General features: G+C 63.3%; 19 protein-coding genes. 6 read left to right on the top strand and 13 right to left on the bottom strand.

The genetic code is table 11. From position 1 onward, the window contains the following. Positions 1–9: 9 nt before the first annotated feature. From F8R15_RS14720 to F8R15_RS14690, 7 genes are all read right to left on the bottom strand, one after another. Positions 10–837 (bottom strand): DUF1217 domain-containing protein, encoded by an 828-nt coding sequence (locus F8R15_RS14720; protein WP_152845097.1) that lies wholly within the window; start codon positions 835–837, stop codon positions 10–12. Further along, positions 831–1,265, bottom strand: coding sequence for a flagellar biosynthesis repressor FlbT (locus tag F8R15_RS14715; RefSeq protein WP_152845096.1), 435 nt, complete (start codon positions 1,263–1,265; stop codon positions 831–833). Before F8R15_RS14715 ends, F8R15_RS14720 begins: the two co-directional genes overlap by 7 nt. Before the next feature lie 15 nt (positions 1,266–1,280). After that, a complete protein-coding gene (locus F8R15_RS14710; protein WP_152845095.1) occupies positions 1,281–1,682 on the bottom strand; it encodes a flagellar biosynthesis regulator FlaF in 402 nt (133 codons plus the stop codon). Between the two features lie 159 nt (positions 1,683–1,841). Continuing rightward, on the bottom strand, positions 1,842–2,669 hold the full coding sequence (locus F8R15_RS14705) for a flagellin (protein ID WP_078521982.1): 828 nt from the start codon (positions 2,667–2,669) through the stop codon (positions 1,842–1,844). A 119-nt stretch (positions 2,670–2,788) separates the two neighbouring features. Next, the gene (locus tag F8R15_RS14700; RefSeq protein ID WP_152845094.1) at positions 2,789–3,283 is read right to left on the bottom strand and encodes a hypothetical protein; all 495 of its coding nucleotides are present in this window, start codon (positions 3,281–3,283) and stop codon (positions 2,789–2,791) included. Next, positions 3,276–3,593, bottom strand: coding sequence for a rod-binding protein (locus F8R15_RS14695; RefSeq protein ID WP_134330260.1), 318 nt, complete (start codon positions 3,591–3,593; stop codon positions 3,276–3,278). Before F8R15_RS14695 ends, F8R15_RS14700 begins: the two co-directional genes overlap by 8 nt. Then, entirely contained in the window at positions 3,593–4,750 is a 1,158-nt protein-coding gene (locus F8R15_RS14690; protein WP_152845093.1) for a flagellar basal body P-ring protein FlgI, read from the bottom strand. The genes F8R15_RS14695 and F8R15_RS14690 overlap by 1 nt, the downstream gene beginning before the upstream one ends. 152 nt (positions 4,751–4,902) lie before the next feature. Here F8R15_RS14690 and F8R15_RS14685 point away from each other — a divergent pair, with 152 nt between their 5' ends. Then, complete coding sequence (locus F8R15_RS14685) at positions 4,903–5,655, top strand: response regulator transcription factor (protein ID WP_152845092.1); 753 nt, start codon at positions 4,903–4,905, stop codon at positions 5,653–5,655. Between the two features lie 9 nt (positions 5,656–5,664). Here F8R15_RS14685 and F8R15_RS14680 read toward each other — a convergent pair whose 3' ends face one another. The 4 genes from F8R15_RS14680 to F8R15_RS14665 all read right to left on the bottom strand — a co-directional run bounded on the left by F8R15_RS14680 (position 5,665) and on the right by F8R15_RS14665 (position 11,399). Continuing rightward, on the bottom strand, positions 5,665–6,732 hold the full coding sequence (locus tag F8R15_RS14680) for a flagellin (RefSeq protein WP_152845091.1): 1,068 nt from the start codon (positions 6,730–6,732) through the stop codon (positions 5,665–5,667). A 12-nt stretch (positions 6,733–6,744) separates the two neighbouring features. Next, positions 6,745–8,157: a flagellar hook-associated protein FlgK gene (gene flgK, locus F8R15_RS14675; protein WP_152845090.1), complete on the bottom strand. Its 1,413-nt coding sequence runs from the start codon at positions 8,155–8,157 to the stop codon at positions 6,745–6,747. Positions 8,158–8,184: 27 nt separating this feature from the next. Further along, entirely contained in the window at positions 8,185–9,483 is a 1,299-nt protein-coding gene (locus F8R15_RS14670; protein WP_152845089.1) for a flagellar hook protein FlgE, read from the bottom strand. 134 nt (positions 9,484–9,617) lie between these two features. Next, the gene (locus tag F8R15_RS14665; protein WP_152845088.1) at positions 9,618–11,399 is read right to left on the bottom strand and encodes a lipopolysaccharide assembly protein LapB; all 1,782 of its coding nucleotides are present in this window, start codon (positions 11,397–11,399) and stop codon (positions 9,618–9,620) included. 143 nt (positions 11,400–11,542) lie between these two features. Between F8R15_RS14665 and flgF the strand changes: the two genes are divergently transcribed. The 5 genes from flgF to F8R15_RS14640 are packed head-to-tail and all read left to right on the top strand — an operon-like array spanning position 11,543 to position 14,967. Beyond that, positions 11,543–12,280 carry a flagellar basal-body rod protein FlgF gene (flgF, locus tag F8R15_RS14660; RefSeq protein ID WP_152845087.1) on the top strand — a complete coding sequence of 246 codons (738 nt, stop codon included), beginning with the start codon at positions 11,543–11,545 and terminating at the stop codon, positions 12,278–12,280. 23 nt (positions 12,281–12,303) lie between these two features. Then, the gene (flgG, locus tag F8R15_RS14655; RefSeq protein WP_078522000.1) at positions 12,304–13,089 is read left to right on the top strand and encodes a flagellar basal-body rod protein FlgG; all 786 of its coding nucleotides are present in this window, start codon (positions 12,304–12,306) and stop codon (positions 13,087–13,089) included. 4 nt (positions 13,090–13,093) lie between these two features. Continuing rightward, positions 13,094–13,771, top strand: coding sequence for a flagellar basal body P-ring formation chaperone FlgA (flgA, locus tag F8R15_RS14650; protein ID WP_152845086.1), 678 nt, complete (start codon positions 13,094–13,096; stop codon positions 13,769–13,771). Further along, a complete protein-coding gene (flgH, locus tag F8R15_RS14645; protein WP_368731055.1) occupies positions 13,768–14,523 on the top strand; it encodes a flagellar basal body L-ring protein FlgH in 756 nt (251 codons plus the stop codon). The genes flgA and flgH overlap by 4 nt, the downstream gene beginning before the upstream one ends. A gap of 9 nt (positions 14,524–14,532) precedes the next feature. Then, a complete protein-coding gene (locus F8R15_RS14640; RefSeq protein WP_152845085.1) occupies positions 14,533–14,967 on the top strand; it encodes a hypothetical protein in 435 nt (144 codons plus the stop codon). Positions 14,968–15,006: 39 nt separating this feature from the next. Here F8R15_RS14640 and F8R15_RS14635 read toward each other — a convergent pair whose 3' ends face one another. Both F8R15_RS14635 and F8R15_RS14630 read right to left on the bottom strand, forming a co-directional pair. Next, on the bottom strand, positions 15,007–15,681 hold the full coding sequence (locus F8R15_RS14635) for a flagellar hook assembly protein FlgD (RefSeq protein WP_172976237.1): 675 nt from the start codon (positions 15,679–15,681) through the stop codon (positions 15,007–15,009). Positions 15,682–15,691: 10 nt separating this feature from the next. Continuing rightward, positions 15,692–17,062: a flagellar hook-length control protein FliK gene (locus F8R15_RS14630; protein WP_152845083.1), complete on the bottom strand. Its 1,371-nt coding sequence runs from the start codon at positions 17,060–17,062 to the stop codon at positions 15,692–15,694. Positions 17,063–17,067: the final 5 nt, after the last annotated feature.

The raw sequence follows: 17,067 nt of genomic DNA, 5'->3' as shown, positions 1-17,067 counted from the left end.
AAGGCAGGCTTACCGGTAGCGCGAGGCCGAGAAGGTCGCGATCGCGGTCAGATCGAAGGTCGCGGGCACGAACTGGCCCGAGCCGCCCTGAACCGCGCCCTGCATCAGCGTCACCGCAGCACTCCCCGCGCCATTCGTTGCGAAACTCTGCGCATCGGACACGGCGACGAAATGAGAGATCAGATTGTCGACCTCCTTCGGGTCCTTGAGCTTCGCGATGTCGAACTTGTCCTCGAAGATCTGTTTCTGCCGCTCGACATCGAGCTTCACCACGTCATTCGGGATACCCAATGCCGTGCGCATGAACTGCGCCGTATCCTTGTCTTTCAGGACCGAATACCACGTTTTGACGCCATCGAGCTTCTGACGGAATTCGAGCACGGACCCGACGGTCGCGTTCTGCTCGCCTTCGCCATTGATGAACTGCTGGCTGACATATTGATCGACGATCTTGTCCTGCCACGCGGTCGAGGAGGTATTGGTATTCGCCGTCCCGCCATTAGTGAATCCGAGCGCATCGTAGAGCTTGCGAAATCGCGGATCGGTGAGCTTGTTCACCAGCGAGGTCTTGTCGGCGGAATCGCTCGACAGGATTTCGCGCATCATCGCCTTACCAAACATCTGGTCTTCCAGATCGAAGGCTTTCATGACGAAACTATAGGCGTCGTAATTGCCCACCAGATCGGCTGCGGTATGGATATCCGCGATATTCTCGCGGAAACGGCTGATCGCGCGGGCATGTTGCGGCTCTGCCGCCAGTTGGTCCAGCTGCTTGGCTTGAGTCCGGTCGATCAGGTTCAGCGCGAGGCGGCTGCTCATTCCCGAAATCGTCAGCATTCTTCCCCCTCCAGCGCCACCGCCGGGCTCGCATCTCCGGAGAGGCGCGCGAACAGCTCCTCTTCGCGTCGCATGACCGGGCGCAGCGCGCTCAACGCCTTGTAGTAATCGCCCTGGGAGACCCAGTTCGCGGCCTCGAAGACGCCGCCGACCACGGGAGCGCTGAAGATCGTGGCAAGATCGGCGAGCTTTTCTTGAATGACCGGCACCAGCGTGTCGCGCGTATCGACGCGGATCAGCGCGGTCTGGATCAGAAAATAAGCCTGCTTCACCGGGGTCGGCTCGCAGTTTTCATCCAGCAGATCCTCCGCCCGGATCACGTCGGCGGTGTTCTCGATTTGAAGCGTCTGGCGACGGTTGGCATTTCGGATCACGCATCCATTGACCACGATCCGTTCGTTCGGTTTCAACGTCAGTCGTAATGCCATGACCCGCGCCCCTTCTTATTCCGCAGCCACCGGCTCGCCCGCGTCGCCGCTGAGCCCCCGGATGATGTTGCGATTCACCTCGACGAGGGGAGCGACCGCGCCGCCGCCGCCCATTACGACCTGCGTCTCCCGCTCGACCCAGAGCGCGAGCGAGATAAGCGCCGCTTTCAGATCGGCGGGGAACTGGTTCGCCGGCTCCGCGAGGTCATCGCGCAGTGCGGTCCAGATGCGCTCGTTCTCCCAGAGCGCAGTGCGCAGACCCTGCGCGAGGATCGCCCCTCGCCCGGCCTGCGACGCGCTGTCGTAGTCGGCCAGAAAGGCTTCCAGCTCGCCGGTGACGCGGGACAGGATACGACGCTCGATCTGCCGCGGAGACTCGGTTTCGGAAATGGTTCGCTTATACGCGGCGACGCTCATGCAAGCTCTCCTCTCGATATTCTTTTGTTCTCTTTGCCCGAACTTAGCACGGCGCGGTTAAAGGCGTTTTTAAACTTTGCCGGAAAAGACAACCCAAGCGCGGCAAAAGAAAAGGCCCCGCAACATACGGGGCCTTTCCATTCAGTTCATCGCCACGATTTAGCGGAACAGGCTCAGAAGGTTCTGAGGACCCTGGTTCGCGATCGAGAGCGACTGCGTCGCGAGCTGCTGCTGGACCTGGTAGGACTGCAGGCGAGCCGCCTCCTTCTCCATGTCCGCATCGACCATGTTGCCGACACCGGTGTCGAGCTTGTCGGTCAGCTTGCCGAGGAAGTCCTGCTGGGATTCCAGCGACTTCTCCGCCACGCCGAGCGAGGTCGCGTTGTCGATCGCCGTCGAGAGAGCGCTTTGGGCGCTCGTCAGCGCGCTGGTCAGAACCGCCGCCGAACCACCAGAGATATCGATCCCGCTCAGCGTCGCCTGAAGCGAAGAGAGATCGACCGCCTGGAAGGTCATCGACGTGGTCGCGAAGGAACCGCTTGCGCGGCTGATCCCGGTGACGACCGTCACGTTGGCCGAACCGTCGACGAGGCTGTCGCCGTTGAAGGTCGCCTGGCTGATCGTGGTGCCGATCTGATCGACGATGCTGCGGAGTTCCTTCTGAACCGCAGCATGATCAACCGCGTCGCCTTGGGCGAACGAAACACGCTCGACGAACTGCTGGGCGAGATCCTTCACCGACTCTGCGCCAAGACGTGCGGTCGAAACCGAGTTCTTGGTCAGGGTCAGACCTTCGTTGATCGACTTGTACATGCCGCTGTCGCTGTTCATCGATTCCGAGATCGAGAAATATGCGGCATTGTCTTTCGCCGAGTTGATCTTCTTGCCGGTCGAAATGCGGTTCTGCGTGTCTTCGAGACCCTTGTTGACCCCACGGAGGGTCGCAAGAGCATTCATCGCGGAGGTATTGGTAAGAATGGACGACATTTCTAGTCACTCCTCATTCTGAAAGATATTTGTTTTCGTCTTCTGACAGAAAAACGGCGCGAGCCGTGGAGAGGAATTTTGGGCCGAAGATTAAGCGCGGGTTAACGTTTGGGCGAAATCTAGAATTCCCTATCGATATGCATCTGCGGACCGTCCTGTCCTGTGACCGGTTTGCCACTCTTTCCATAGAGACCATCGAGACTGTGCCGGTTCCGGATCTTCTCGATTTCGCGCACGATGTCCCGGGTCGCCTCGGACATCCGCGACAGCAGAACGCTGTTGTCCTGCACGGCGGTCTTCAGCTGGCGGAGCTTCTCGCGCAGCGCGGGCGCGGCATCCTCAGACGCTTCCAGAAACGGCTCGATCACGGGGATCTTCAACTCGATCCGCTTCAGCAGGTCCGCCTTGCGATCATAAAGCTCGGTGACGCGGTCGAGATGCCCCGCCTCGACCGCCGCGATTTCCTCATGCAGCAGATCGAGCGTCGCATCGATATTCGCCTCGAAAGCGGCGAGGTTCGCATCGTCCTCGTCGGTCAGAACGGGGCCTTCGGCGGAAATCTCGCGCCGGGCCTGCATCCGTTTGCGAAAACGCGACGGGGTCTCATCAGCCATGGTCTTCTCCGTTCGAGTTATAGGCGCCGATCATCCGCTCGACGCTCTGCGCGATCCCGGTCCGGCCGGAGGCGGCGATCTCATCCGCGATGCCGCGTGCGAGGAAGGACTTCCACATCTCCTCAGCGTGGCCACCATCGAGACCGCCCATCTTCACGGTCTTCATCATCTCGCCCACGGCCTGCTGCAGAAAGGTCGCCTCGAAATTCTTGGCGATCTCCTTCGCATCCTGCGCCTTTGCACCGGAGGCAGCAGGCGCCTTGAGCGACGCGGCCGAGAGCGACGGCTTCGACGGATCGAGCGGGTTCATCAGATGATCTCCAGATCGGCATGAAGCGCACCCGCGGCCTTGATCGCCTGCAGGATCGATATCGTCTGCCGGGCACCTACACCAATCGCGTTGAGACCGTCCACGAGATCCTGAAGGCTGACATCGCCCCCCTGGAGCACGCTGAACTGAGTGTTTCGCTCTTCGACCTGCACATCCGTTTCGGGCACAACTACCGTCTCCCCGATGGAGATCGGCTTCGGCTGGCTGACCGCGTAGCTTTCCTTGACCTTCACGGTCAAACCGCCCTGACTGATCGCGACCTGATCGATCCGCACATTCGAGCCGATCACGATGGTCCCGGATTTCTCGTCGACCACCACCTTGGCAACGGAGTCGGGCGTGACGGGCAGGTTTTCGATCATCGCCAGCAACTCCGGCACGCCGTATTTGCCCTTCGCCTGCACCTCGATGGTGGAGGGGTCGAGCATCTGCGCGGTGTTGTGGCCGAGCTTGTCGTTGATCACCCCGGCGACGCGCGACGCGGTCGTGAAATCGGGCTCCCGCAAGGACAGGCGCACAGATTTCATCGAGTTCAATTCGAAATCGATCTCTTTCTCGACGATCGCGCCGTTCTCCATCCGCGCGACGGTCGGCACACCGTCCACGATGCTCGCCGCGTTGCCCTTCGCGCTATAGCCCGCGACCGAGATCGGCCCCTGCCCCACGGCATAAATTTCGCCATCCGCCCCGACGAGCGGCGTCACAATCAGCGTGCCGCCGCGCAGGCTGTCGGCATTGCCGAGCGAGGAGATCGTCACGTCGATCGTCGAGCCGCGGCGGGCGAAGGGCGGCAGCTTCGCCGTCACCATCACCGCAGCCGTGTTCTTCGTCTTGATCGCATCGCCGGAGAGATTGCCGACCCCGAGCCGTTCGAGCATCCCCTCGATCGACTTCTTGGTGAAGGGGCTGCCGTTGAGGGTGTCGCCGGTGCCGTTCAGACCGACCACGAGACCATACCCCACGAGCTGGTTCTCACGAACGCCTTCGAAACTAGCGATATCCTTGATGCGGACCTGTGCGGCGGCCGGGATCGCGCAGAGCGTCCCTGCAATGACGGAGAGCGCGACGAGCGCCCCACGAACCCCGGCGCGAGAAAACGACGCCCGATTACCTTTTCGGCGCAAAGAAGCAAGCATAGTTTCCTCACATCACCAGCACATTCCGCTAAATTAAAGCAAAACATAAATAGTGTCCAATATAAATCAGTACTATTCTTGACTAATCCTTTGTGGCAACTTAGCGTGATCTTGCCGCTTGTGCGAGAAACTTGCCCGGGATGGAGGCCTGCATGAATATTTACGTCTTTGAGCCTCGCGATGGCCGCGTTCGCGGCCTGCTCAGCGAGCTGGAGAGCGTTGGGCTGCAACCCGTCCTCGTCCCCGCATCCTTCTTCGCGTCCGATCTCAGTACGCTGAACCAGAAGGGCGTCGACACGCGGGCGATCCTGATCGGCGACTGCCCGGAAGTGACCGACTATATCCGGGCCATCCGTAGCTGCGGCTGCCGCAATCCGGTTCTGGTGATGCGCGACTTTAAGAACTCACGCGATGCCTCGGAAGCGCTCGATGCCGGGGCCGACGACGTCATGGTCAGCCCGATCAAGGGGATCGAAGCGGTGTCGCGGATCAATTCGATCATCCGCCGCTCCTACGGCCACGCCGCCGAGAGCATCAGCGTCGGCGAGATCACCGCCTTCTTCGACGGGCGCGATCCGCTGGTCTCGGGCGCGCGGCTGAAGCTGTCGAACCGCGAACACGCGATCTTCCAGCACCTGGCGCTGAACGCGAACAAGGTGATTGCGAAAGGCGCGATCTATGATGCGGTCTACGGGATGAGCGACGACCAGCCCTTCGACAAGGTCATCGACGTCTATATCTGCAAGCTGCGCAAGAAGATCGCCGATGCGGCCGATAGCGGCCACCAATATATCGAGACGGTCTACGGTCGTGGCTACAAGTTCAGTGAGCTGGAAAGCACGAGAGACGTGAAGCTCGCAGCCTATGAGCAAACCGACGCGCGGGGCACGGTAGCCGCGCGATAAACGCGCGGCTCAGAGATAATTCAGGATCGACAGTTTCGACATCTGAGCCGCCACGCTGTAGCTCGCGTTGAGCTGTGTCTGAAGCGCGGTCATCCGGGTCGCGGCCTCATAGGGATCGACCGAAACGTAATCCGACAGGCGGCTTTTGAGCACCGAATCCATCGATTGCTGCTGCGTCAGCTTGATGTCGAGCCGCTTCTGCTTCGCACCCAGCGCGGTCTCGGAGTTGCGCAGCCCTTCGACGCCATCGCTCAGCGCTTTGACGCCGGCGGCTATCCAGCTTTTATATGCGTCCGGATCCTTGATCTTCGACACGTCGGTCGAGGCGAACAGCGCAAGCCCCTTGATCAGGCTGCGGAACTCCGGATCGTCCGCCTGCATCCCGTAATCCAGCGTCTCGCCATCTCCGATCAGCGCCGTTTTGCGCGGCGTCCCGGCTGTCGCGTCGCCCTGGAAGAAGGTCGAGCTGTAGCGTTTCGTCGGATCGGCATTGGTGTCGTCGAACACGCTGTCGATCTGCGACAGCATCGTCGCCGCCTGGGTCGCATCCGCGGGGCCGCTGCCCACGATACCCGACAGGACGTCTCCCGCCGAGAGGCCCGTCGCACCGTTCGCCACGTCATAGCCCCGCAGCGCGGGCTTGTCCGAGGCCACGCCGGAGAACAGATGCTCCCCGTCGAGAGAGACATTCAGGCTCGTCATGATGGTGTCGAGGGCGGCGCGCGCGCTTTGCTGCAGGGTCGCCGCCGAGGCGCCGGGGCGCTCGAGGTTGCCGACGGCGAGACCGAGCACATCCTGCGCCGCCCCGCGCGCCGTCGACGCGCTGGATGCGATCATATCCAGCTTGCTCCCGAGGAGTTTGTTCGAGGTAATGAAATGCGAATTGGTCGTCGCGCGATCTTCCAGCGCGAGCACGAAGGCCGATTTCGCCCCCATATCCGCGTAGACATCCGATTTGCGCCCGGTCGCGACCTCGTCGCTCGTCCGCTGCAACTCGGCCGTGGTGCGGCTGACCGATCGCCGCGAGATCACGCTCATCTGCAGGGTCGACAGCGAATTCCGGATTAGGGGGATCATCGTTCAGTCTCCTCAGACGGCTTCAAGCAACGTGTCCATCATCTTCATGACGGCAGTCATCATCTTCGAATTCGCGGCATAGCTCTGCTGAATCGTTATCAGCTTCTGCATCTCATCGTCGATGTTCACGCCCTGAATGCCTTGGCGCGTGCCGTTCACCGTCTCGGCGGCGGTGCGCGCGGCGGCGAACCGTTCCTGCGCACGGGTGCCCTCGAACTCCTGCGCCGAGATCATGTTGCTTCCATAGTCGCGCAGCGACAGCGACGTCTCCAGCCCCGTGGCCGGGTCCGCCGAAAGCGGATCGTCGAACATCGACACGAAGGCTTCCACTTGAGTGGAATCTCCCGCAGCGCCCGGCGTGGTGGCGCCGATGCCGTCGCGCAGGCGCGAGAGCTGCCCACCCTGCGCGGGGTCCACCGCCGCATTGACCGAAATCCGGCCCGCCAACCCTTCGAGATTTGCGGGATCGTAGGCTGCGCCTGCATCGGTGAAGAGCCCCGCCTGCCCCGGCGCGAGCGAGGCGTCCGCACTCTCGAAGCCCTGCACGAGCCCCCGCGCCATCTCATCGAGCTGAAGCTGGAAACGCGGCAGAACGTCTTTCTTCACTGCGAACAGACCGGCGAGACTGCCATTCTGGAAGCCGCGCGCGTCGGTGGAGTCCGGGGTGATCTCCGTCTTACCTGCGAACAGCTTTCCGGCCACCTGATCATAGGTGATGTAGCTGGCCTGACTCCCATCGACGAGCGGCGTGCCCCCGGCCGTGTAGAGCGTCGCGCGCCCATCGGTGGAGCGGCGCACCTGCATGTCGATCAGCTTCGACGCCTTTTCCACCAGCACATCCATCTGGTCACCCAGATCGGCTGCTCCGAGCGAGCCGGGCGGCGCGTCCGAGATCTGCTTATTGAGCGAGGTGATCTTGTGCAGCGTCTCGTTGAAATCGGAGACGTCGTATTTGATCTCCATATCGACCTCGCCGCCGACCCGCGCGAGCATGTCGCTGCTTTGGTTGAGCGAGGTCACCATCTCCTGCGCGGAGGCCGCCACGCCGTTTTGCGCCGCATTGCTGCCGGGATTGTTCACCAGCGCGATCATCGAGCTGCGCAGATCGGTCAGCCGGTCCGCGGGCGACAGACCGTCGCCCGGCTGACCCAGCGTCGCGGTATATTCGCCCACCGCCTCGTAGATCGCCTGCTCGCGCGCCATCGCCGAGGAATGCTGCCGATACATGCGGTTGAGCGAGGCGTCGACTTCACGCCGCGCCTCACCGGTTTGCACCAGGCCGCCCGAGGTCGTGACCTGCGGCAACTCCTTGCGCACATAGCCCTCGGTGCTGGCATTCGCGATGTTGCGCGAGGTCGCTTCCGATTGCATCTGCGCCGTGCGCAGACCGCTCGTGCTCGCCTGGAGGGCGCCCGTGAGGCTCATGGGTTTACTCCGTTCTCAGCGTGACGATCAGCGTTTGAGACGCGTGGTCTCGTCGAGCATCTCGTCCATCGTGGTGACGATCTTCGCGTTGGTGGAATAGGCGCGCTGGGTGCGGATCAGATCGCTCAATTCCTGCGCGATGTCGACATTCGACCCTTCAAGCGTCCCCGAGGAAATCGTGCCTACCGGGCCCTCGTTCGCCTTGTGGATCGTGAAGTCGCCACTGTTGCGGGTCAGCCGATAGGCGTCGCCATCGACCTCCTGCATCCCGTTCGGGTTCGCCACATGGGCGAGCGGGATCTTGTAGAGCGCCTGCCGCTGGCCGTTATCGAAGATCCCGTACATCGTGCCGGTATCATCGACCTCCATCCGGGTCAGCGCGCCGGCGGACGAGCCGTCGGTGTCGAATTTCTGCGGAGTGAAATCGCCGGCGAACTGGGTCATCCCGTCGAAGCTGTTCAGCGCACCGAGCCCGACATCGATCGGCTGGGTCGTGCCACCGTCATTCATCGTCAGGCTCATGACGCCCGTGGTCGTGTCCATCGAGAAGGCACCGGGGGCCGTGGCGAGATTGGTCACGCCGGAATAGCTGACCGGAGCACCCGCATTGGGCCCGCTGGCGGCGAAATCGACCGTGACCTGACCGTAGGGAACGCCGTCGCCATCCGACACGGTGACGTCCCACTGGTTCTGGGTCGAGGTCGGCTGCCAGGAATATTCGAGCCGCTTCGCCGCACCGAGCGGCGTGAAATATTGCGACGACGAGGTGAACGGTGCGCCCGGCGTCGCGTTTCCGGTTTCCTGCGAGGGCAGATTGCCTTGCACACTGACCGTGGTCGTCGCCTTCGCGCTCAGCGTCGCATCGGTCACGTTCACCGTCTTCAGCCCATTGAAGCTGTTGCCGTCGATCGAGCCGAGCGTGCCGTCGGTATAGGGGTAGCCCGAGAGGAAATAGCCTGCCGAATTGACAAGATCGCCATTCTCGTCGGGCTTGAACGACCCGGCGCGCGTCAGGACGTAATCGGACTCGACGCTCGTATTGGCTCTGCCAGACACGACGAAGAACCCGTTCCCGTTCACCGCGAAATCGGTTGCGGAACTGGTGGGGATCACCGCGCCCCCGTTCGTCACGTCGGAGGACACGACAGCATTGACACCCGATGGTGCATCGAGCCCGCCGCTCGGCGTCATGGTCACCATCTGGGCGAAGCTGCGCTTGTAGCCCGTGGTATTCGCATTCGCGATGTTCTCGGAAATTTCGCCAACGGCGACGGAGTTTGCGTTCAGGCCGCTCACGCCGGTCTGCATCGCGCTCGAAATACTCATGGTTTTATCCTCTCATGTCCGAAGAGAAGGGGGTGCTATCTAGGAGATATGCGACCGATGTTTAACTGAAGTTAAAAATATCTGCGTTTTTGTCTTTGACGATGTTGGTGCGGAGCAATGCATAGCAAAGATATCTACCCGCCAGCTTGCTTCGCCTCCGACCCAACCATCTCGAGCGCGTCATCCGCCTTGCGCAGCCGGTCCCGCGCAGCCGCGTCCATCAGCGGGCTGAGCTTGGCGGGCTCCGCCAGAAGGCTCGCGACGAGCTTGTTCAGATCCTCACGTCCCGCCAGACGCGGGAAGACCTCGGCGACGCTGCGGGCCGTGGTCAGATCGCCGGAGCGGTAAGCGGCCAGCAGCAATTCGACCGCGTCGGTCTCGGAGAAATCGTCCGGGGCCTTCTTCCACAACTCGCGATAGGACCGGGTCGCCGCCTTCCAATCACCCTTCTTCCAGTGGAGCCGCGCCTGAAGCCGCAGATGATCGACCGAGTGCGAGGTGACCTTGGCCTGCAAGGCCGCGTCGGTCTTCCCGGCCTCGGCCAGAACGCGGGCTTGTAGCGCATTGAACTGGTTCAGCTCCTGCGCATCGGCGGGGCGCTCGGAGGCCTCCAGCACCTTGGCAGCGCGGGCGAATTGCCCCCCGCGCGCAAGCGCCTCCGCCTCGCGCAGCGCCAGATAGGCCATCTTGTCTTGCGACACTGCCTCTGGGTTGTCCTTGCGCTGTGCGCTCAGAGCTTCCCGGATCTTGCGATATTCCGTGGCGGCCTGAGTCGTCGCGCCCAACTCCAGCAGGCGATCCGCGAATTGCTCGGCATAGGTCTGAAAATCGGGACGGACCTCGTAATAGGCCTCCAACCGCTGATGCCCCTCGGCAAAATCCGTGAGCGAAATCTTCCCCGCCGCGCCCTTCGCATAAAACGCCTTGAGCAGCTTGTCGGCGGCCTGCGCCGCCGCGCGCGCTTGCGGACGCTCGGGGAACCGGGTGAGGATCTCGCCATAGGCAATCAGCGCATCCACATCGTGGCCGGAGGCCTCGCCCAAATGCGCGCGCTGTTCGAGTGCCTGCAGGTCGAACCTGTCGCCGCGCCACGCAAGGTTAGCCTCGGCGAGCATCGACAAACCTTGGTCCGGCGTCAGAGCTCCATGTTCGAGCCCCAGACTGACCAACGCAAGCCGCGCCCGCTGCGCATAGCGATCCTGCCCCTTCGCCGCTTCGCGATACGCGGCATAGGCCTTGTCGGGATGATGCGACTGCTCCGCCACCCGCCCAATAAGGAAGCTATAGACCGGCTGCGATTTAAGCTCGGGGTAGCCGTCGAAATCCCGGCTCAGCCGCTGGGCCAGCGGCCATTTCTTGACCGCGATCGCGCCTTCCAGAAGCGCGGGCAGACAGGCCTCAACGAAAACGGGCGGATAGGTCGGAAGCCGGTCAGCCGCGCCCGCGAGATTGCCCTCAAGCTCCACCGCGTCGCCCTGCGTGATCGCGTTCAGCGCCGCCCAGAGGTGATAGTCCTGCCAGTTCGCCCAGTCGACATTCGGCAGGAGCGTGCCAGTCGGCACCCCCTTCCCGTCCATGATATCGAACCCGGCCGAAATTGCGCGCCAGCGGGCCTGCTCTGCCGGGATCAAACCATCGGGCATCTCGTCGCCCAGCAGCGAGCGCCCCTCGGGAAGCATGACATGGGCAAGATAGAATTCCGCGAGATCGAGCCGCGCAATGGCGCGCGACGGCCCGGGCTCGGCTGTGGCGACGCCAGCGGCCAGCGCATCGCGATCCGCGAGGAACCCCGCCTGCGTGTATTGCGCGAAGTCGAAAGGGGGAGGCGCGGGGAGCGTCTCCGCCGCGGCACCGCCACACAGAAGACAGAGCGCCAAAACGCCGCCCATGAAGGGGAAACCGCCTCGCAATTCCATCACCTCTTGCCCAAACGCACCAGAATTCCTTCTCGTCTTAAAGAATAGTATTGATTATTCCAAGATTAGCAAACATTATTGAATGGAAATCGGCAGCGATCCAAGCACAAAGCCACAAGATCCATTCTCGCGGACGGAAATTCATGGATAGCTCAAATTACGTCTCTCTATCCCTCGCTTCGACGCTGTGGCGCAGCCTCGACATTTCGGCCAACAACATGGCCAATGCCAACACGGCTGGCTTCAAGGCCGAACGCTCGCTGACCGAGAGCTATAACTCGAAGGGCAATGCGGGCCCCGAGGATGACGTGAGCTACGTGCTCGACAAGGGATCCTATCTCGATGACCGTCAGGGCTCGCTGACCAAGACGTCCAATCCGCTCGATGTGGCGCTGAATGGCAATGGATGGTTCGCCTACCAGACGCCCGCGGGCCAGACGGCATTTGGCCGCGACGGGCGGCTGGCCGTCGATCCGCAGGGCAATCTCGTGACGCTGACGGGCAACAAGGTTCTCGACCGGGGCGGCGCGCCGATCGCGATCCCGCCGGGCGAGAAGATCACCATTTCCCGCGATGGCACGATCTCGGGGCCCAATAGCGGCACCATCGGCACGCTGGGCATGTTCAATGTGCCCGACATCCAGAGCTTCAACCGTCTGGGCGGCGGCCTCTTTGCCGCGCCCGGAGGTGCCGCCCCCGCCTTCACCCCGTCTGACACGACGCAGGTCGCTCAGGGCTTCGTCGAAGAGAGCAATGTCCAGCCGGTGGTCGAGATGACCCGGATGATGGACATCCAGCGCTCCTACGAGCGGGCGGTGAAGTTGATGGATGAACAGAACACCCTTCGTCAGGAAACACTGCGCAGGCTTGGCAAAGTCTGACCGGCGCGAAAAGGAGCTGAAGCATGAGAGCACTTGGAATTGCCGCGACGGGGATGCTGGCTCAGCAGACCAATGTGGACGTGATCTCGAACAACATCGCGAACGCCAACACCACCGGCTACAAAAGCAGCCGCGCCGCGTTTCAGGATCTGGTCTACCAGTCGCTGCAACGCGAAGGCTCGCTGACCTCCGCTGACGGGACCGCGCGCCCTGTGGGCGTGGATATCGGCCTCGGCGTGCAAAGCGCGGGCGTGGTGCGGCTCAACACGCAAGGCGGGCTGGTGCAGACCGAAAACCAGCTCGATCTCGCGATCGACGGCGGCGGGTACTTCACCCTCAACATGCCCGATGGCAGTCAGGCCTACACCCGGGCCGGCACCTTCCAGCTGAGCCCCGAGGGCCAGATCGTGTCGATGGACGGCTATGAGGTCGCACCCGGGATCAACGTCCCGGCCAACACCACCAATGTCGAGATCAACCAGCAGGGTCTCGTGATGGCCTATGTCGGCAAGGACCCGACCCCGGTGCAGATCGGCCAGATCACGATGTCGACCTTCGTCAACGAGGCGGGGATGAAACCGCTGGGCAACAACCTTCTGCAGGCGACGACCGCCTCGGGCGAGCCGACCGAGGCGCTGCCGGGCGATCCGGGCGTCGGCATCCTGCGACAGGGCTACCTTGAGAGCTCCAACGTCAACATCATCCAGCAGATCACCGACCTGATCTCGGCGCAGCGTGCCTATGAGATGAACTCGAAGGCGATCGAGACGGCCGACCAGATGATGTCCACCTCGAACCAGATCAAGTGATGCCATGATCCCGAAATTCGCCTCCGCGACCGCCGTTCTCGCCACGCTCGTCACCGCGCTTCTTGCCGGTCCCGCGGGCGCGGAATCCGTGCGGGTGCTGATCGCCGAGAAGGCAGAACAATCCTGGGGCCTCGAGATGCCGCCGAGCGGTCATTTCGAGATCACGCTGCAAGACAGCGACCCCGGCGATGCGGAGATGATCAGCGATTTCTGGATGGATCGCTCCACGGGGCAGTTTCTCGCGAATGCGGTCGAGGCGTCGGGCGATGTGCGGCGCCTCGCGGGGCTTGCACTGCTGAACGTGCCCGTTCCTGTCCCGACGCAGCAAATCCTCCCCGGCGCCATCCTGTCGGGCGATGATTTCCAGATGGTCGACCTGCCCTATGGCCAAGTCGGCGCCTATGCCGTGACGCAGCTCGACCATCTGGCCGGGATGCAGGTGCGCCGGGTCCTGGCGCGCGGGCGTCCGGTGATGAGCCAGTCGATCACCGAGCCGGTCATCATCTCGCGCGGCGACCCGGTCTCGATCGAATATTCGAAAGGCCCGATGTCGCTGACCGCGCCCGGCAAGGCGATCTCCGACGCCCATGCGGATCAGTCGGTGCGCGTGGTCAATCTCGTGAGCAACAAGATTGTCGAAGGCATCGCCAAGCCCGACGGCAAAGTGGAGATTCAGAAGTGAGACATCCGTTCTACATCCTGCCGATGCTCGCGCTGGCCGCCTGCGGTCCCGGCACGGCCTTTGAGCGCGACCCGAAAGTGAGCGACATGGTCGTCGATGGCGACACGATCCCCGAGGTGAACCGGGTCAGCGTCCCGATGCCGCCGCTGGAGCCTGCGCGCGTTCCGCAGCGGGCCGAGGCGGCCTCGCTCTGGCAGACCGGCTCCACCGGTTTCTTCGGCGATCAGCGCGCCGACAAGGTGGGCGATCTGCTGACCGTCGATATCGACATCAACGACGAGGCGCAGCTTCAGAACGCCTCCCAGCGCAGCCGCGACGGCAGCCAGAGCGTAGGCTTCCCGACCTTCCTCGGCTATGGCGGCAAGATCGCGAAGATCCTGCCCGGCGTCAGCGAGAAAGACCTGCCCACGGGCAGCAATATCGTCGATCTCAGCTCGCAATCGACCTCCAACGGAAGCGGCTCGATCAAGCGCAACGAGACGATCAGCCTCAAGGTCGCGGCCCTCGTCATCCGGAAGCTGCAAAACGGGAATTTCGTGATCGCCGGACGCCAGGAGGTGAAGGTCAATCACGAGCTGCGCGAATTGCGTGTGGCCGGGATCATCCGTCCCGAAGACATCCGGATGGACAACACGATCCCCTACGAGAAGATCGCCGAGGCGCGCATCTCCTATGGCGGGCGCGGCCAGATCAGCAAGGTGCAACAGCCCCGCTACGGGGAAGACGCGCTCGACGTCGTCCTGCCCTACTGAGCGCGACCGATGCCGCGCTGGAGAACACTCGTGCTGCTCATCGTGGTGGTGCCGATCGTCGCGGCGGGCCTGGGCTATCTTGGCGGCAGCCAGATCGCGCCGGGGCCCAAAGCGCCCGAAGCCCCGCCCGAGCCTGCCCCGCGCGACATCGCGTTGGGGGCGATCACGGTTCCGATCTTCCGGGCCCGCGCGGTCAGCTATCTGACGGTCGATGTGACGCTGGTGCTGAAGGGCAAAGAGCTTCCCGATGGACCGGCGCTCGTGCCGAAACTGCGCGACGAGACGCTCGATCTGCTGACCAGACTCGCGGATAATCGGATCTTCGACCCCGATACGGTCACGCCTGACGACCTCGTCCCGCTGCTCGAGCGTGGCCTCAAGGACCGTGTGCCCCGCCTACAGTCGGCGAAGGTGAACAGCGCGGCACCATTCAAGCAAGGATAGGAACTCCGCCGCCGCGCACCGCGCAGGGGGACACTCGCGTCAGCCCGACACCGCAACGATGAGCGAGCTGGGCACTTCCTCGCCATTGCGCAGAACCAGCGACTGCCCCTGCGACGAGAAGCGCACCTGCTCGACCTGCGTGCTGGGATAGGTGTCGTAGGAAACCGCATTGCCATCGGCATCCTGCGCCTCGATCTCGACCCGGAACGTGTCATCGGGCACCGGCAACCCCGCAGAATCGCGCCCATCCCAGTTCAGCGCGATCTTCTCGCCCGAACGTCCGGGCAGGCCTGTGATCCGGCGCAGTTCGGTCCCGTCCTCCGTCTTGATGATCGCGGTCACCTTGTCGGCGGGTGCGGCAAGCTCGTAGCTGGTGCTGGCCTGACCGTCGCGCAGCTCGATCCGGTCGGAGGCGAGCGACACCGTCTTGCCCATCAGGGCCACATCCGACATCCCGCCGATCGCGCTCAACTTGGCGTCGATCGTCTTGAGGTTGGTATTGGTCTGCACCGATTGCTCGACCTGACTGAGCTGCGCCAGCTGCGAGACGAATTGCGTCGAGTCCATCGGCTTCAGCGGGTCCTGATTTTTGATCTGCGCCGTCAGAAGCTGCAGGAAGCTGTTGTAATCCGCCGAGAGCTTCGACTGCGCGGTGTTCGTCGCGGCATCGGTCGTGGCCGCGGTCGGCGTGGTGCTTGTCGGGGAGATGCTCATCTGTGGCTCCTCAGGTCCTGATATCCAGTTGTCCGTCGTCGATGGTGGGCTGCCAATCGGCGCCCAGCACGGGGACGTCTTCGTCAATGCTCGCGCCTTGGCCGGAGGAGCGTTCTTCTTCGCCCTCGCCATGACCGCCGAATTGCTCGAAATCGAGCGCGCCGCTATCCATCTGCAGGCCCTGCCCCGCCAGGATCGCCGCGAGCGTCTCGCGATCCCCGCGCAAGGCGCTTAGCACCGCCGGGCTTTCGGCCCGAACGACCACGTTGACCTGACCGCGCTTGTCGCGCTCCACGTCGATCTCGATATCGCCCAGCCCGCGCGGGGTCAGGGCCACGCGGGTGCGTCCCTCCTGCAGATCGGCGCGGCGGAGTTGCGTCGCGACAAACGCCGCAAAGCGCGTCGAGGGCTGGGCTGTCTGCCCCGGTTGCGCCGCCGCCTCGCTGCGGGCTGCGTGACTTGCGTCATGCTGCGTGAGCCGTGCCACGGCCGCATCGGGCAGCGCCCCGGCGCGGGCGGCCTCGGCGAATGGCTGAGCCGGTTTGGGCTCGCCTTTGCTCGGCTCGGTGGGCAGCAGTGCGGCCTGCGCCTCGGCCTTGCCGGTCTTCCCCGCGCCTTTCGCGGCCGCTTCCAGAACGGCGCGCACGCGCGGGTCCATGTCGTTCTGCGGGACCTCCGGCGCAAGTGGCGCGGGCACCGCCCCGGCCAGCCCCTGCGGAACGGATGTGATGATCTGCGACTGCGTCTGCGGTGCCTCAGGCTTCGGCTGCCCCGCCGGAGAGGATAGGTCGCCCGCAGAATGCGCGGGCATGAGCCCCGCTACCGACGAGGGTTGCGCGCCGCCCTTTTGCGGCGATGCGGGCTCAGGCGGCTTCGCTTGCAGACCGAGCGAGACCAGAAGGCTCGCGAAAACCTCGTCAATCGTGTCGCTTTTTTCGTGCGCATGATCCGAGGCAGGCTTTGCCTCCGCGCCGCCAGTTTGCAGCTGCACCCCTTTTAGCGCTTGGGCGAGAGCTTCCTGCAATTTCGTGCCATGTGTGGCGTCGAACTCTGCGAGCACCGCCGCGAGCGACGTGCCCAGCTCTTTCAGCACCGCCCCGATCGGCTTGCCTTGCGCCAATGCTGCCAGCGCACCATCCCGAACCTTCTGCAGCGTCCCGGCCAGATCGGCCTGAAGCGCGGGATTCCCCGCAAGGATCGCCGCTGTCGCACCCTTGGGCGAAGCGGCCACCGCCGACGCCCCCGCCTTCGCGGCACTACCCGCATCCGGTTGCGCGCCCTGCAAAAGCGATCCGAAGCCGGTCGCCTCCGATGACGGCTTCCGCCCGGCCCCTGCGCCAGAGGCCGTCGTCTTCAGCAATGTCGCAGCTATCGCGTCCATCTCAT

Source organism: Thioclava sp. JE_KL1 (genome assembly GCF_009296265.1).
Classification (GTDB): Bacteria; Pseudomonadota; Alphaproteobacteria; order Rhodobacterales; family Rhodobacteraceae; genus Thioclava.
The sequence above is the reverse complement of the archived record's forward strand: the minus strand, read 5'-3'. Positions and strand labels throughout refer to the sequence as shown.